Origin of the sequence: Domibacillus epiphyticus (assembly GCF_001975785.1) — a bacterium.
In the GTDB taxonomy this organism is placed as follows: Bacteria; Bacillota; Bacilli; order Bacillales; family Domibacillaceae; genus Domibacillus; species Domibacillus epiphyticus.
In genome coordinates this window covers 1-1,170 of the sequence record NZ_MSFI01000041.1, presented here as the reverse complement: position 1 = coordinate 1,170, position 1,170 = coordinate 1, and the positions used below count along the sequence as shown (strand labels likewise).

Below are 1,170 nucleotides of genomic sequence, written 5' to 3'. Positions count from 1 at the left end.
GCTGACGAATACTAATCGATCGAGGACTTAACCAAATGAAATGCCAGAGAAGCCGTTCAGGCGCGACAAGCGTAAGACGGAATGCGGAGGCGGCATCAGCCGCTGCAGCAGGCCGGCTTGCGATCTCGAGCGACTGGCTTCTCGAGCTGAACAGCACGAAATGACACTAGGTTTTATAACTTTATACGAAACACTTATATCCAGTTTTGAAAGAACAAAAAAAGTTCTTGCTAAACGAATTTATTATGTTATAATAATAATTGTCGTTAAACAAATAGTCAGGTGGCTACAGCGAAGAGGTCACACCCGTTCCCATCCCGAACACGGCAGTTAAGCTCTTCAGCGCCGATGGTAGTTGGGGGTTTCCCCCTGTGAGAGCAGGACGCCGCCTGGCGTGTCATTCCGCAGTAGCTCAGTGGTAGAGCAATCGGCTGTTAACCGATCGGTCGCAAGTTCGAGTCTTGCCTGCGGAGCCATTTTGGAGAGCTGTCCGAGAGGTCGAAGGAGCACGATTGGAAATCGTGTAGACGGTTACCGCTGTCTCAAGGGTTCGAATCCCTTGCTCTCCGCCAGCATATCACTCATACATATATAATTAATATATGGCCCCTTGGTCAAGCGGTTAAGACACCGCCCTTTCACGGCGGTAACACGGGTTCGAATCCCGTAGGGGTCATCATCTGGAGGATTAGCTCAGCTGGGAGAGCATCTGCCTTACAAGCAGAGGGTCGGCGGTTCGATCCCGTCATCCTCCACCATATAAGTTATAGTATCGTCGCGGGGTGGAGCAGCCCGGTAGCTCGTCGGGCTCATAACCCGAAGGTCGCAGGTTCAAATCCTGCCCCCGCAATTTTGGTCCGGTAGTTCAGTTGGTTAGAATGCCTGCCTGTCACGCAGGAGGTCGCGGGTTCGAGTCCCGTCCGGACCGCCATTTTCATTATTTTTAGTAGGCTCAGTAGCTCAGTTGGTAGAGCAAAGGACTGAAAATCCTTGTGTCGGCGGTTCGATTCCGTCCTGAGCCACCATTTTGCCGGTGTAGCTCAACTGGTAGAGCAACTGACTTGTAATCAGTAGGTTGGGGGTTCAAGTCCTCTTGCCGGCACCACAGTTCTTTTAGAGTATTTATATGGAGGGGTAGCGAAGTGGCTAAACGCGGCGGACTGTAAATCC

8 tRNA genes and 1 rRNA gene are annotated in these 1,170 nt (G+C 51.5%); all 9 read left to right on the top strand.

What is annotated here, in order from left to right:
• The first annotated feature begins 278 nt into the window (after positions 1-278).
• Positions 279-394: ribosomal RNA gene (gene rrf / locus BTO28_RS16620) — 5S ribosomal RNA — on the top strand.
• A gap of 7 nt (positions 395-401) precedes the next feature.
• A tRNA-Asn gene (locus BTO28_RS16615) sits at positions 402-476 on the top strand.
• 4 nt (positions 477-480) lie between these two features.
• Positions 481-572: transfer RNA gene (locus BTO28_RS16610), tRNA-Ser, on the top strand.
• A gap of 32 nt (positions 573-604) precedes the next feature.
• Positions 605-676 (top strand) — tRNA-Glu (locus BTO28_RS16605).
• 6 nt (positions 677-682) lie between these two features.
• Positions 683-758, top strand: a tRNA-Val gene (locus BTO28_RS16600).
• An 18-nt stretch (positions 759-776) separates the two neighbouring features.
• Positions 777-850, top strand: a tRNA-Met gene (locus tag BTO28_RS16595).
• A gap of 4 nt (positions 851-854) precedes the next feature.
• Positions 855-931 (top strand) — tRNA-Asp (locus BTO28_RS16590).
• A gap of 18 nt (positions 932-949) precedes the next feature.
• Positions 950-1,025 (top strand) — tRNA-Phe (locus BTO28_RS16585).
• 4 nt (positions 1,026-1,029) lie between these two features.
• Positions 1,030-1,105: transfer RNA gene (locus BTO28_RS16580), tRNA-Thr, on the top strand.
• Positions 1,106-1,170: the final 65 nt, after the last annotated feature.